The sequence below is a fragment of the Microbulbifer mixtoriginis (SeqCode) genome, assembly GCF_052467515.1.
Genome location: NZ_CP174314.1, coordinates 4,739,843 through 4,753,795, shown reverse-complemented (window position 1 = coordinate 4,753,795; position 13,953 = coordinate 4,739,843). Strand labels below are relative to the sequence as shown.

The following is a 13,953-nucleotide window of genomic DNA, read 5'->3' as shown; positions in this document are numbered from 1 at the left end:
TGAACACCTGTGGGAACATCAACCCCCACCGCGGCGTCTGAAGTATTACTACACGCTCGACGTACCTTCTAAAAAAACACAGGGACAATCCACTCCATGGCCTGGATCAAGCGCACATTTATCGCTCTATTGGTCGTTTTCCTGCTACTCGCCGGCGCTGTCGCCTGGCTGTTGGCCGGCCTCGACATCAATCAATACAAGCCGCAACTGGAAAAACTCGCCGCCAAACAGGGCATTTCCCTGCAACTCCAGGGCGATATCGGTTGGCAGCTGTGGCCCAAATTGGGGCTGCAATTAGATGATGTCACCATGGCGCCATTGCAGCTGCCGAAAGAGACCCTGGTGCGCGCCGACAAAATCGCCGTGGGTGTGGCCCTCAAGCCACTGCTGCAGCGCCGCGTGGAAGCCGAGGAAATCGTGCTGGTGGCACCGCAGATCGAACTCTCCGTGGACAAAGAGGGGCGCGGTAATTGGGAGCTGATCAGTGAGGCTCTGGAGGCAAAGAAAAAACAGCCACCCAAGCTGGAGATTCCCAAGGAAACACAAGAGCCCGCCGCGCAACAGGTTGAGCTCAGCCTAGATAAACTGCGTATTGAAAAAGGCCTGCTCTCTTACAGTGACGCCCGCAGCGGCAAGGCCTACAAGGTTGAAAACCTGAGCATAACCGCCGACAACCTGGTGCCCGGCGGCGAGCCTGGGCGACTCAACGCCGATGCCAGCGTGACCGGCAGCGACTTACGTTACCCGCTCAAACTTAAAATGGATAGCACCCTGGCCCTGGATGAAGGCCTCAACGGCCTGCGCCTGCAACCTCTGCAGCTGGTGCTCACTTCCGACAACAACGCCAAAGCCACGATGCACCTGCGCGGCTATGTGCGCCGCGACAACGGCAACCAGCCCTGGCGCGTGCAGATGAATCTAAACGCCAGCGCCGATCCCCTGCGCCCCTGGCTGGAGCTGACCGGCAGTGAAATAGTGACCCGCGATAGCGCCGCACTGCAAAAGCTGAGTATCGAAGCCAGCATCGAAGGCACCGAACAAAAGATCAACCTGACCCCTCTGCAACTGCAACTCGACGGCACCACCTTTAATGGCAACGCCCAGCTGCGCAATGCGGAGATGCCGGGGTTAGATCTGAGTCTGCGCGGCGGCGCTTTCAATCTGGACAACTACTTGCCACCCACCGATGAAACAAGCGCTAAGCCGGACGAAAAAACCAGTGGAGAGTCAACAACCAAGGCGCCCTCTACTGAGGCCACCGCACAGAGTGTGGAGTCTACCCAGACCCCAACTTCCGCGGAGACCCTGAGCGCCCAACAGACGGAAAAGAAAGCCACCACCAAAGCCGGTACCCAACAGGTATCCGCCGAGCCCCTACCTCTGAGCGATCTGCGTGGCTTTAACGCCAATATCAACCTGGCCCTGGACCAGTTACAGGCCGCCGGCCTACAGCTGGACAGCCCCGAAATTCTACTCACCGTGGATAACGGTCTCTACCAGCTGCAAAAACTCAGCGCCGACCTCTACGGCGGCCAGCTCAATAGCAACGGCCAGTTCAATGCTCGCGCCCAGACCGCAGAGGGACAGGTGCGCGGCGGCCTTGTCGGTGTAGATATCGGCAAGGTCCAGAAGGCACTGTTCCCCAATGAAAAAGTGCAGGTGGCCGGCGAAGCCAGTGTCAACTGGGACGGGCAGACCAAGGGCAAGACCTCCACAGATCTGCAGCAGAACCTGCGCGCCGCCGTCAATGTGTCCAGTAAAGAGCTGTCCATAGCGCCCTTCAACCTGGAGAAGAGCATGTGCCAGCTGTTCAGCTACGCCGAGAATACTCCACTGCCAGAGAGAAACTGGCCCGCCCAGACTGACCTACAAGATGTGCGCGCCACAATCGCGGTGAAAGGGGACGAAGTAAAAGTGACCGAGATTCTCGCCGGCATCGAGAATATCGCCATGACCGGCGATGGCGAGGTGGACCTGAAGAAACAGGACTTCGACTTCGCCCTCGGCCTCGCTCTAGTGGGTGAGAGCACCTCCGCAGATGGCTGCACCGTAAAGAACAAACGCTGGCGCAACCGCCCGCTGCCACTGCGCTGTAAAGGCGACTTCGACGATGTGGGCCCAACAACCTGTAAACCCGACAGCCGCCGCCTCGACGACTTGGTGCGCGAAGAGCTGAAATACAAAGCCAAGAAAAAATATGGCGATAAGGTGGAAGAAAAAGTCGACGAACTAAAAGAAAAGCTTAAAAATCTTTTCGGCCGTTAATGTAAGCCGCACCGGGTTTCGCCCGGTGCGTAACCCCGCCCCCAATATTGCACGCTATTCCATCTCCGAATCCTCTCCATAGCGCCAAAGCCACTAGAGAAATACCGCGCTAAATTGCAGCAACCAATGACCGCGAAGCGCATAGAGTGCGAATAAACCGTTAAAGAACGGGGTTAGTGCGATTTACTTAACTCGGCCCCTAGCCGGTGCCGGGAGCTGTCATCAGGTGCTTCTACATCACCCCGGCCATCTTTTACTTTTATTTATATTTTTTCCCATTGCGCGACAATTTCCTTATTACTTGCACTTTCTTTTCCCAAGATCAGTACAAGCTTGATCGGCCATATAAAGGGAATAACAAATGCCATTAATGCAACGAGCGCAAGACAATCAATCCAAACAGGTGATCACCAAGCTGGTTACTAGCGCTGCGAAAAACACACCTGCAGAGGAGGCCTGGGGTAACCACCACGTGAACTGCTATGCCTGGGCCGCAAACTGCGAGAAGCCCCACAAGGGCAAGCCAGACCCTGGCTCCAACTCCGGCTATGTCGCGGGCTTGGATAATGACCGTCTGATTGAGGGCGCCAAACGCGATGGGATGGCCTATGTAGCCAACGCCCCAGCAAACAATCCCCCGCCTTTCACCAAGGGTTATTACTGTGTTGCCCTGTATAAGTCCACAACCGATCACCACTGGTACCGACGGGACCCGGAAACCGGCTACTGGACGCACAAACCAGGCGCTCACGGAGTGAAAAACTACGGGCCCGGTTTTGTGATTCTGCCCAAGCAGCTGGAGACGGCAAACCATAATTATGGTATGGCTGCCACAAATTATCACTTTGTCGGCTATTTCTATGTGCCGGAAGAGGGTATTCAGGTCTGAGGGCTAAGCCCAGGTCGTCACAGTGTTACTCAGCCTGAGCTAGATAAGATGGGCAGCAAAGCCTGCCCTCACCGAATTTTCACCAGAGCGGTCCACCCAGTGTCCGCAACGCTAGTGGAAGCTCCCCCAGGCTATTCGCAGCCGGCGGGGGGTCTAGCAGAGACAATTTCTGCTTCGGGCAGATAGTAATCTCCTCCGCTCAAATTCCAACTGATCAATGCTGATCTGATAGCGCGTTTACCCCTCCATTGGCCGCACAGGCGGTATCCCTCTCGTTATAACCCGCTAGCGCATCGACCCGCTGCCACAGCGCCGCAAGGCTGACTTTGAAGATATAGATACGGCAACACCCGGCATAAATCGCTTTGAAGACCCAGTGCACAAAAGAGCTTCAATACAACACCAAGAAAAAATATGGCGATTGGGTAGAAGAAAAGGTCGACGAATTGAGAGAAACCATGAAAAATCTCTTCAGCCGCTAAGGCTCAAAGCAAAGTGCACCAAGGTTAGCCCGCGCACAGCCCAAGGTTTCCATCACAAACATCAGCCCGCAGTATCTCCATGACCCCAAAGCAGTTCCAAAACGCCGTTCTCAAATGGTTCGACAAACACGGGCGCAAGGACCTGCCCTGGCAGCAGAATATCAATCCCTATCGCGTGTGGGTTTCCGAGATCATGCTGCAGCAGACCCAGGTCAGCGCGGTGATCCCCTACTTCGAGCGCTTTATGCAGAGCTTTCCTACCCTGGAGAGCCTCGCCAACGCGCCGCTGGATAAGGTGCTGGCTCACTGGAGCGGCCTCGGTTATTACGCCCGCGCGCGCAATTTACATAGATGTGCACAGACGGTGTTGCAGGAACACGGTGGGGAATTTCCACAGGATGTAGAAGCGCTCACCGAACTGAGCGGCATTGGACGCTCCACCGCAGGCGCTATCGCCAGTATCAGCATGGGACTCAGAGCACCGATTCTGGATGGCAACGTAAAACGGGTACTGGCGCGCTTCCACGCCGTGGAAGGCTGGCCAGGGAAGAGTGCCGTGGCCAATCAATTGTGGGAGCTGGCCGAGACCTACACCCCGGACAAACGCGTTAACGATTACACCCAGGTGATGATGGATCTGGGTGCCACCCTGTGCACCCGCAGCAAACCCCGCTGTGAAGAGTGCCCGTTAAAGAAATCCTGTGTGGCCCACGCCCAAGGCAATCCGCAGGATTACCCCGGCAAAAAACCGCGCAAGGAAAAACCGGTGCGCAGCGCCACCCTGTTACTGCTGGAATACCAGGGCGAAATTTATCTAGAGCAGCGCCCCGCCAGCGGTATCTGGGGTGGCCTCTGGTGTCCTCCTCAGGCAGAAGATGCCAAGGCCTGGCTCAAACAACAACGCTGGCGCGCCAGTGAAATACACACGCTACCGCTACTGCGCCACACCTTTACCCACTTCCACCTGGATATTACACCGCTGTGGGTACAGCTCGACAAAGTCCCCGCCCAGGTGGCAGAGAGCGGCGCCGGCTGGTATAAACTGCGACAACTAAACCGCGCCCGCGCGGCCCAGGAACTGGGGCTACCCGCCCCGATCGTAAAGCTGGCAAAACAACTATTGGCGCTGCAGGCACCCCTGCTCGCCCCAACTACGGCCGACTAGAACCAGGAGGAGTCCATGTCCAGAACCGTATTCTGCCGCAAGTACCAAGAGGAATTGGAAGGCCTGGACGCACCGCCCTTCCCCGGCCCCAAAGGCGTCGATATCTTCGAGCATGTTTCCAAAAAAGCCTGGCAGGAGTGGATGTCGCACCAGACCATGCTGATCAATGAAAAGCACCTCAACATGATGGAACCCTCCAGCCGCGCCTACCTGAGCGAGCAGATGATGAAGTTCCTGAGCGGTGAAGAGTACGACGCAGCCGACGGCTACGTGCCCCCGGAACAGCAGTAAACGGACCCCGCAAAGCCTCCCCGCAAAAGAAAAAAAACTTTTTACAATCAAGGGGTTGACTCAGCCCCGCGATAAGGCTTTAATACGCGCCTCGCGACGCAGGGGAAGCCCAGCAAGATCGCAAAGCCCGGATAGCTCAGTCGGTAGAGCAGGGGATTGAAAATCCCCGTGTCGGTGGTTCGATTCCGCCTCCGGGCACCATATTAAAACCCGCGCAAGCACTCGCTTTCGCGGGTTTTTTAATTCTCCCCCTCTCTAAAAATTGGCGCCATATTTCCCCAAAGTGTCACATTGTGTCACCGCAAAATCACGCTGACACTTTGCCGCCGCTCAAGCCTTTTGGTCGTGCAATCTTTCTTCACCTTTCTTCCCAACTCTTCAAAGTGTGAAATCCAACTCTTAACCACCCCCCGCACCAGCTCAGGCCCTCGCCGCCAATCTCATTTCATCAACTAAAAGAGCACCCAAAATCGGGAGGAGTGAATGGCAGCCCCTTTTTCGGTATGTTTTTTTCACCAGTGAGCCTAGGAGCCCTTAGCTCCTGTGGGGTTTGTGGGAAAATTGGTGGTTTTGATTACTTCAGGAAGGTGTGAAGAGTTTTGAAATTTGGTTGGATCGTTGCTGCTGCGTGTTCCAGATTTTAAAGCATCGCCTTAGGATGATAGGATTTTGACGGCTCATCAATAAATTACGCACTTCAATTGATTGGTTTCTAACTAAAGAGAGGGAAAGAAAATAAAACCTCTAAAGGCAGAACTACTTAAAGGGTATACTCTTTGAAAAAACAACTCCAGCAATTCCAGAAATTCCAGTAACAAAAAAATTAATTAAAACGAATGAAATACAAATCAAAAACACTTGATGAGCATGAGAACTACTTAAAAGAACTTGATGCAATCATAAAATATTCCCAAGTAATATTCGAAGGGTGCTGCAACAAGGATAACAAAGATGCGCCTTACCAATCTATTATGGGACTACATGCCTCAATGATAGAATTAAGTACGGCCTTCTCTAAACTCTTTCAAAACAAATTATATATAGCAACACTGCCAATCGCTCGCACTACCTATGAAGTCTATATAGACATTAAAAACTTAGAAAAAAATCCAAATTATGCGAACTATCTGTTCGCCGAAAGACAGAACAGGAAAAAAGATTCCATAAAAGGTAGATCAAATGAAAGGGAGTCAAAGAAAAGGAGGGGTGATTATTATAAGCTTTATAAACCAAACGAAGAATTCAAAGAATTAAGCGTGGCTCAAAAATTCAAATTAGCCGAGCACAACCAAAACAGCATAAAAATCTACGACTATTTTTCCGCACACACGCACAGCGGAGTCAATCTATTCATGGCGAGATTAGAAAGTGGGTACAAAGTTAATGAGCTATCCGGGGAGTCATTATTTAAAAGCAAATCAAATTACCTAGAAGCTGAAGCAATAACCTACCTGTCGTATATGTTAAAAGATGCATCTATAGCTGTATCAAAAATACATGGCCCAGCATATTTAAAAGAAGTAACTGATACTTTCCTAGAGATTGAGCAGCATTTTAATAACATACCATCAACCATCAACCATCAACCATCAACCATCAACCATCAACCATCAATTAATATTAAATAGTTAAATTTCAGTGTGTCGACTCAAAGCAATACAGCTAGAAAAGTAACTTTACTGGTTAAGCATTTCCGTAGTGTGGTTTGCTAGCCAATCCATACTACTTTCAATTCCACGCATCTGTGTAAGCGTTAGCTCTAACTCCTTTCGAAGATTCACGCCCACGGCAACAGACAAGCTCCAACATATTTTTTATAGTTCAAGATGCTAATAGCGTACATCGGCCTATATGATTGCCTGAAAGAAAAAGATTGATCTGTATTGTCTCTCCATCAAAGAAATTATTTCTAGTGACTAGGGGCCGCCAATACCAGCTTGGGCAAGTTAGTTTTTGTGCTGTTCTTCAGTATCTGGGCAAGGTTCCACGAGAAACTCGCCCCACTCAATCGAGTATTCGGTAAACTTCCCTGTCACAATATTCAAATCCTGTAACCAAGAATAAAAATCTGCTTACTTAGACTTCGCAATCTCTTCCACCAGCTCCATTGCCGTTACTTCTGTAGGTGCTGAACCTCTGAAACTCTTTGCTCTACCATTCATAAGGTGGACTCTCTCAGAAAAAAGCCGTATCTGCTTATATTCTTTTCCATAAACAACATCCTTTAACACAATAAATAACTTAGGCCCTTATTGGCCTAAGTTGAGACCCCAAACTATCCGCGCTGCTTTTGTTGCCGTTGATTGCTGCATCCTGGTCAGGTTTTTCCATTGCGAAGTGCATGTGTAGTGAGTATGCCAGCCAGGGCCGACACTACGCCGATTAAATCTTCTAATACCTTCAGCACATTTAAAAATTCACTGCTTAGCCAGACCTCGCCGCCGTCTTTTACTTTGATAGCTTGGCGGACCTTGGCCAATGATTCGTGAATATTCCCTATTTGCCCTTTTAGGTAACGGTCTGCGTAGTGATTGGGGTCACTTGAGCCTATCAGATTTAAATTTTCCGGCGCCGAAAAATTGAAACCGCCGCCTAACAACAGGCCTAAAGACCCATAAACCTCAAAAAAAGCTTCACTAGAATATTTACAAAGGCAACTTAACCGCCAAAGCCCCAACCTAAAAATAAGAAACCTCTCTCTAAAACTAGTAGTTATCTCTCTAAAATAATTAGATAACCGCCCAGCAAGATTCCACAGAAAATTCACGACTAATATTTCAATACAGAAACCACTCATTCTCATTTGGTTTTGTCGTTATTGATTTACAGATATTGTGTGATCTAATGTGAAAGGGAGTTCACAATGAGAATTGTTACAGCAAATTTTCTGGCACCCATAGTAGTTACCGGATTAGCCATTGGCTTTACTCCATCCGCGCTATCCCAAGCCACAGATAGTGCAACCAGTTTGATAACCCTCCAATTTGATACAACTATCACAATAGATAATGTTGATCCAATTACTATTTCAAACCCCACACCGGGAAATGACGCAATAGCCGACGACAGGTTTTGTGTTGCCGGAAATGGTTTTTCACTTTATGGCATAACCTTTGAAAATGATGGTGCTGACCCTACATATAGCTTAATTGGATCTGACGGGACTTCAATTAGTTACGATGTGGTCTACCAGAATGATGGTGCACTTCCTGAACCGGCCCCAGCTGGACAAGCCATCACCAACAACGTCCTTCAAGCGTCCAACTGCGCGGATGATAACGCCACTTTTGTTATTATTATCCCCGAAAATCAGTGGGAGCCCAATCAGGCATCGGCCCCCTTTTCTGGAACACTACGAATTACCGTTGAAGCCGAATAAAGCAGCAAAAATAATTTAGAAAATCAATCATGATGCACCGGACATTAACTCCTGTGCATCATGTAAGTGAGACCTCCCACTAAAATAATATTTAAAAACTCTCACCTGCCTAAAAGGCTACTACTTTCAAAGCAGCCATAAATTGTAAATCTGAAATTAAAAAACCATTCAGCCCTATAACAAAGATACAAAACTATAAAAATTACATGTCCACTACATACAAGAGCCATTTATAATTTACCACACGACCATTAAACGCCTGCGAAAAAGAAGTCACTTTCTTTGACTTCACATTCTCTCCTGGATATTCCATGGAATACTAACGCGCTTGGCGGTGTTCGTTGTCACAGGGAGACTGTATTTCGGCGGCCTCAATAATACGGCGTAGTGATTTCTTGCGAACATTCCCATAGGTTTCCCGGCTCCAGTTTGCGGAAGCGGATCGGCAAGTAACTATTTGATGTCAACTATTTTTTGCTGGCACTTACTACTAATCAACCGCCGCAACGTAGAAGTAAGCAGAAAAGACAAAAGTAATATTGATGTTTTCTTGCAGTCTTGCATTAACTTAAGAATATAAAATATAACCCTACTCACAGCCTCGACGGCCCATTACAATTAACCGCTTTACTGTTTTGATTTAAGTGTAATGACAATGAGTGAAGCCCCCCGTAACCTTCTACATCAGGAAACCTTAGCTGTACGCTGGGGTGATATGGACGCCTTAGGGCATATCAACAACGCTACCTACTTCACCTACTTTGAGCAGTGCCGCTGCAGCTGCAGCTGGTTAGCGGCTATTAAACGCTCCGGCGCGGTAAGCAGTAATCAAGGAGATGGCCCAGTACTACTCAATGCTTCGGCCAATTTTCATTTACCTTTGGTATTTCCAGCCAACATTACTGTTAGTATGTATGGCGGCACTCCTGGGCGTAGTAGCTTTAATAGCTATTACGAGATCAGAGATGCGGATAACACCGATAAAGTCTACACCACCGGTGAAGCTAAGATTGTTTGGGTAGACCAACAGGCTGGAAAATCTATGCCAGTGCCTGATGATATACGGACTTTATTGCCCACCGCTTAAATTGGATTCCGTCAACCGACTAAGACGGAAGAAGGAAAGAATAGACTACTCTCTGGAAAAATCAGATACGGATGTCGAGTGCAAACCTGCAGAGATCTTTTCGCAACACATCTCGGGTCAGTGTGTTCTTTCCTTTCAATACACAAGTGTTAATTGATAGTAAATTAAGAACACTGATTGGAAGTACAGAGTTTACCTCTCTGTTACGAAATTAAAGGGATGTTGTAATGATTGAAGATGTTAAAAATCTTGGACATAAATGCTTACGCTTACTAAGCTCCCCCACTGAGACAAACAGTTTTTTAGGTGGAATTCCCATTGTTTGTCAGGAAGTCAAGTGGCCAGAAAATAATGATGAACCTTTAAGCTTTATCGCCCAGCTGGATTTATCTGAAATTAATGCCGACCAGTGTATTGATTGGCTACCTAAACAGGGGCGACTTTTATTTTTTTATGACCTTAAAGAGTGCCCTTGGGGCTTTGCCCCAAAAGATAAGAACGGATGGGCCGTCATCTATGAAAATGGTAGCGAAGAACCCTTTGAACAACCGTTACCCATCAATATAGATCCCGAATCTATTGCTCCAGAAATCAAATATTTAAGGTCTTCTCGGTTCACCAGCTACCCCGACTTAGATCGTCTAGATATTTCTTACACAGAAATATCGGATGAAGATCACTGCGATTATTATGAATTTATCGCGAATAATTATGGGGATGATCCTTACCATCAAGTGGGAGGTTACCCAAAGCCCGTGCAGAATGACACAATGGAGGAGAAATGTCAGCTGGTTAGCGGTGGCGTCTATTGCGGTGAACCTGAAGGCTTTACCTCAGAAAAAGCAAAACAACTAAGGGACCAGCCAAATGACTGGAAATTACTACTACAGTTTGATTCCGACGATGATGTTGAGGTTATGTGGGGAGATTGTGGCATGCTTTATATCTGGGTTAGGGAAAGTGACGCAAAGAAATGTAACTTTGATAATTCTTGGATGATTATGCAGTGCAGCTGAACCTAAGCCGCTCACGATAAAAAGGCGGTTAATTCCGCCTTCTATTTCATTCATCTTGAAAAATTTCACTATCTCACAAGACGTAATTTACAGGGTGGTTATTCCACGGTTTCAATAAGCGCTGCTCAAAAGCAGCTGCTTAGAGGGTAAGTACCACCTCTTTACTATTCCAGCCAGAACATGGCCCCTATAATTTAGCCTATAAACATTCATGCTACGCTTTTCTTTCTGTAAAACATCAATGACCTTTTACGGAAAAATGTTTATGAGTGATTATTTTGACCTGGAGCGGTTCTGCCAGGCACAAAACGACTCTTATGCACAGGCCCTGCAGGAGTTGCGGCAGGGGCGCAAACGCAGTCACTGGATTTGGTATATTTTTCCGCAGCTCAAGGGACTGGGACACAGCGCTACGTCACAACGATATGGGATGACAGGTCTAGAGGAGGCGCAGGCTTACCTGAAGCACCCGCAACTTGGACCGCGATTGCGGGAGTGTTGTCAGGAGTTATTACACCTGCAAGATCTCAGCGCCCTGGAAATATTCGGTAGTCTTGATGCGATCAAGGTCAGATCCAGTATGACCCTGTTCGCCCTTGCTGCGGGTGGCGCTGATAATCTATTTATGCAGGTTTTAGAGAAATATTATGAGGGCAAACAGGACCCCCGTACCCTGGAGATCCTGCAAAGCTTCCATTAACCTCTAGCCCCAAACCTCCCGAAAAAACACTTAAGCAGTTTGGGTTTCAGGTTCTTCCAGACTGTCGCTGCCCAGTAGTTTATCCATCACCAGACAGGCGGTGAGATCGCCCGTGACGTTAACGGCGGTCCTGCACATATCGAGTATGCGGTCCACACCGAGAATCAGTGCAATACCCTCTGGTGGGACACCTATCCCAGCCAGGATACTGGCGAGAATCACTATCCCCACACCCGGTGTACTTGGGGAACCGATTGAAGCGCCCACAGTAGTTACGGTAAGTCCCACCAGTTGTGCCGTGCTGAGGTCAATGCCATAAACCTGGGTGAGAAAAATCGCCGCAATTACCTGATAGAGGGCAGTGCCGTCCATATTCACCGTAGCGCCAAGAGGCACAATAAATTTGGCTATAGAAGGTTTCACTCCCAGGGAAGTCTCGGCAGTGCGCATTGAAAGCGGCATTACGGCCGCGGAGCTGGAGGTGGAAAAGGCCAGTAGCTGTACGCCACTGATGCGCTGCAGAAAGCTCAGAGGCCGCATTGGCGTGGCCAGTGCGACAATCAACAGATAAAACAGCAGTAGGATTAGTAGCCCCAGAATAACCGTACCGACATAGACAGACATCCCCACGATTGCGGTTAAACCCACGCGAATGGCGATATCTGCCAATAATCCGAATACCGCCAGCGGCGCGAACAGCATGGCCCAACCGACTATTTTCAAGGCGATTTCCTGCACTATGCCGAAGGCATAGACTGCAGTTTCACGCTGCTTTTGCGGCAGCAACATCACTGCCACTCCGGTAAAAATCGCGTAAACCACCAGCTGCAGCATATTGCGCATGGCGATGCTCTGATTCAGGTTGGCCGGAATCAGTTCGGCAATTCGCTCCGGTAGCGGCTTGGATTCCAGCATCTGTGGTGGTGGGCTGCCGGGTAATTCAGTAGCTGCCGTGAGCAGGGCCTCATCGATATAGTTACCCGGTTGAATAAATTGGGCCAGGACTATGCCGATAATCACCGCTACTGTGGTGGTGGCAATAAAATAGGGCGCTATACGCAAGCCAACCCGCTTGAGCTGGGATACATTTCCACTGCCACAGAGCCCGAGGATAATGGAGGAGACCACCAGTGGAATCACCACCATTTGGATCATATTCAGGAATAGGGCACCGGGCAGCTTGAACCAGCTGGCCAATATTACGCTGAGATTCTCATCGACCAGCCCAGCCCCTTCCGGCGACAGCAGCAGGCCAATACCGAGCCCCAGCACCATAGCCAACAGGATTTGCATCCACAGGCGGGTGCGCATCAACAGGCCCAGGGATTCCACCATCCTGAACAGGTAAACATTGGAACCATAATTCATACGAGAATTACCAGATTCAAATTCATTAACTCGGCACCCAAAAGGAAAGCCACCAGTATCCTGCAACTCTTGAGCAAAACTCTTTAGTCAGATCAAGTGAGGGCGATCACGCAATCCCAGGCAATGATTGGTAAGAGTGGTTGCAGAAAGATGACACCGTGAGTCCCTAGTGGAAAAGGGCAAGGGGTAGATCGTTCACCACTCTAAAAATACTACGGCCTGATTACCCACATTCAACACCAATGCTTTATCTAATAGCGAGGCCGCTAAAGAATACTCTTGCACGTTTTTACTGATGATCCGTCGCTGGAGCAAATTGCTGCGCCAATAACTCCCTAATCCATTTATGCAGCGGGTCCTGCCCGCTGCGACTGTGCCAGGCGGCGATCACATCGAAACCGGGGGGCTGGTCGGCAATCGGCAGGGTACTCAGGCGTTCATCGGGCAACAGGCGCGACGGCAGAAAAGCCACGGTATTGGTGGAGGCAATACATTCGGCTGCAGCGGCAAAAGAGGGAACCGACAACACCACATTGCGCTGCAGGCCAAACTCCTCGAACCAGGTATCGGCCATGCCACGCAGTTCTCCGCGGGAGGGAGACACCACCAATTGCGGTAGCGCCGCCAACTGTGCCAATGCCAGGGTCTCCCCTGTTAACTGGCCGGGTATTTTTGCATGCCGGCAGCACACGCAAACATAGTGCTCTCGATACAGCAGCATTGTCGGGCAGTTGTCCGGCACAAAACCGGGTGTACTGAAGACCAAATCTACCTCACCGGTTTGCAGCTGCTGCGCCATGCGGTCGATTTCCAGCTTGAGCACAACCACTTTGAGACCCGGGGCCTGTTCACGCAGTTTTTTCAGCAGACCCGGCAATACCACTCGCTGTTCAAAGTCGGTGGCACTGATAGTAAAAATACCAGTGTACTCGGCCGGCAGAAATTCGTGCCCACGCAACAGTGAGGCGATTTCGTTTAACACTCTATCGATCCTCGGTGCCAGCCGTTCTGCCAGGGGAGTGGCTACCACTCCATTGCTGGTCCGAATAAATAAGCGATCGCCAAAGATCTCCCGCAATCGCTTGAGCTGTTCACTCACAGTCTGCTGAGTCACACCGAGCTGGTCGGCCACCCGGGATAAATTTAACTCCCGCAGAATTGCCTGCAGCAACCGCAGTTGCTTTAGTTCAAGCCGGTCCAGGCGATCGTCTCTGTTGCCCCTAGTCAAACCTGTATCACTCACAATCGTTACTTGATTTTCATTGTATCTGCTCCAGCCTAGCATTGCCGATACATAGACCTTCATGAGTG

Annotated in this window: 13 protein-coding genes and 1 tRNA gene; 10 read left to right on the top strand and 4 right to left on the bottom strand. The window is 49.6% G+C overall.

Features of this window, described 5'->3' with window-relative positions:
• Positions 1 to 96 precede the first annotated feature (96 nt).
• Positions 97 to 2,265: an AsmA family protein gene (locus tag ACJJIT_RS20575; protein WP_444899529.1), complete on the top strand. Its 2,169-nt coding sequence runs from the start codon at positions 97 to 99 to the stop codon at positions 2,263 to 2,265.
• Positions 2,266 to 2,626: 361 nt separating this feature from the next.
• Positions 2,627 to 3,154, top strand: a complete 528-nt coding sequence (locus ACJJIT_RS20570; protein WP_444899528.1) for a hypothetical protein — start codon at positions 2,627 to 2,629, stop codon at positions 3,152 to 3,154.
• Between the two features lie 214 nt (positions 3,155 to 3,368).
• Here ACJJIT_RS20570 and ACJJIT_RS20565 read toward each other — a convergent pair whose 3' ends face one another.
• Positions 3,369 to 3,536 (bottom strand): hypothetical protein, encoded by a 168-nt coding sequence (locus ACJJIT_RS20565; protein WP_444899527.1) that lies wholly within the window; start codon positions 3,534 to 3,536, stop codon positions 3,369 to 3,371.
• A 179-nt stretch (positions 3,537 to 3,715) separates the two neighbouring features.
• On the opposite strand from ACJJIT_RS20565, the gene mutY reads away from it, so the two are divergent.
• The 4 genes from mutY to ACJJIT_RS20545 all read left to right on the top strand — a co-directional run bounded on the left by mutY (position 3,716) and on the right by ACJJIT_RS20545 (position 6,720).
• Positions 3,716 to 4,801: an A/G-specific adenine glycosylase gene (gene mutY, locus ACJJIT_RS20560; RefSeq protein ID WP_444899526.1), complete on the top strand. Its 1,086-nt coding sequence runs from the start codon at positions 3,716 to 3,718 to the stop codon at positions 4,799 to 4,801.
• Between the two features lie 15 nt (positions 4,802 to 4,816).
• Entirely contained in the window at positions 4,817 to 5,092 is a 276-nt protein-coding gene (locus tag ACJJIT_RS20555; protein ID WP_152455703.1) for an oxidative damage protection protein, read from the top strand.
• A gap of 125 nt (positions 5,093 to 5,217) precedes the next feature.
• Positions 5,218 to 5,293: transfer RNA gene (locus tag ACJJIT_RS20550), tRNA-Phe, on the top strand.
• A 635-nt stretch (positions 5,294 to 5,928) separates the two neighbouring features.
• A complete protein-coding gene (locus ACJJIT_RS20545) occupies positions 5,929 to 6,720 on the top strand; it encodes a DUF5677 domain-containing protein (protein ID WP_444899525.1) in 792 nt (263 codons plus the stop codon).
• A gap of 689 nt (positions 6,721 to 7,409) precedes the next feature.
• On the opposite strand, the gene ACJJIT_RS20540 is transcribed toward ACJJIT_RS20545, so the two are convergent.
• A complete protein-coding gene (locus tag ACJJIT_RS20540) occupies positions 7,410 to 7,895 on the bottom strand; it encodes a hypothetical protein (protein ID WP_444899524.1) in 486 nt (161 codons plus the stop codon).
• A gap of 60 nt (positions 7,896 to 7,955) precedes the next feature.
• Here ACJJIT_RS20540 and ACJJIT_RS20535 point away from each other — a divergent pair, with 60 nt between their 5' ends.
• The 4 genes from ACJJIT_RS20535 (at position 7,956) to ACJJIT_RS20520 (ending at position 11,274) form a co-directional block, all read left to right on the top strand.
• A complete protein-coding gene (locus ACJJIT_RS20535) occupies positions 7,956 to 8,471 on the top strand; it encodes a hypothetical protein (protein WP_444899523.1) in 516 nt (171 codons plus the stop codon).
• A gap of 655 nt (positions 8,472 to 9,126) precedes the next feature.
• Positions 9,127 to 9,558 (top strand): acyl-CoA thioesterase, encoded by a 432-nt coding sequence (locus ACJJIT_RS20530; RefSeq protein WP_444899522.1) that lies wholly within the window; start codon positions 9,127 to 9,129, stop codon positions 9,556 to 9,558.
• Positions 9,559 to 9,785: 227 nt separating this feature from the next.
• Positions 9,786 to 10,574, top strand: coding sequence for a YwqG family protein (locus ACJJIT_RS20525; RefSeq protein WP_444887527.1), 789 nt, complete (start codon positions 9,786 to 9,788; stop codon positions 10,572 to 10,574).
• Between the two features lie 265 nt (positions 10,575 to 10,839).
• The gene (locus ACJJIT_RS20520) at positions 10,840 to 11,274 is read left to right on the top strand and encodes a DUF1810 domain-containing protein (protein WP_444887528.1); all 435 of its coding nucleotides are present in this window, start codon (positions 10,840 to 10,842) and stop codon (positions 11,272 to 11,274) included.
• A 30-nt stretch (positions 11,275 to 11,304) separates the two neighbouring features.
• On the opposite strand, the gene ACJJIT_RS20515 is transcribed toward ACJJIT_RS20520, so the two are convergent.
• Positions 11,305 to 12,642 carry a dicarboxylate/amino acid:cation symporter gene (locus ACJJIT_RS20515; protein WP_444887529.1) on the bottom strand — a complete coding sequence of 446 codons (1,338 nt, stop codon included), beginning with the start codon at positions 12,640 to 12,642 and terminating at the stop codon, positions 11,305 to 11,307.
• A 289-nt stretch (positions 12,643 to 12,931) separates the two neighbouring features.
• Positions 12,932 to 13,948 carry a LysR family transcriptional regulator gene (locus ACJJIT_RS20510; RefSeq protein WP_444887530.1) on the bottom strand — a complete coding sequence of 339 codons (1,017 nt, stop codon included), beginning with the start codon at positions 13,946 to 13,948 and terminating at the stop codon, positions 12,932 to 12,934.
• Positions 13,949 to 13,953 lie beyond the last annotated feature (5 nt).